This window comes from Pantoea sp. SIMBA_079 (genome assembly GCF_046940275.1).
In the GTDB taxonomy this organism is placed as follows: Bacteria; Pseudomonadota; Gammaproteobacteria; order Enterobacterales; family Enterobacteriaceae; genus Pantoea; species Pantoea borealis.
Genome location: NZ_JAWRYR010000071.1, coordinates 1 through 380 on the forward strand (window position 1 = coordinate 1; position 380 = coordinate 380).

Genomic DNA, 380 nt, shown 5'->3' on the forward strand with positions numbered 1-380 from the left:
TTTAAGTCAAAGTCATCTAAAACAAATGTTGGCAACTATCTTAGATGATAAATATTTATTTAAGGGAATTAGATTAAAAGAAGACGATTCAGTGTTTACTCGTTCATTTAGTACACTTTTGATTGCTTTAATTCTTGATGCAGATAATCGAAAAGATTTTCTATCACAGGACACTGTATTATTGGTCAAAGATTGTCTTTTGAAGTATATGTTGATGGAGCAAGATCTGAGAGGCTATGTAAAAGATAAAGGCTGGGCACATAGTATAGCGCACGGTGCCGATGTTTTAGATGAGTTAGTAAAAAGTCATAAACTTGATCAAGGTGCATACAAAAACATTTTAACTATCATTATAAATAAAGTACACGTATACGAGTATG

At 31.6% G+C, this 380-nt stretch carries 1 protein-coding gene; it reads left to right on the forward strand.

Features of this window, described 5'->3' with window-relative positions; genetic code table 11:
• Positions 1–380 (forward strand): DUF2785 domain-containing protein (locus SB719_RS19135; RefSeq protein ID WP_412159600.1); only part of this gene is annotated, 380 nt, incomplete at both ends.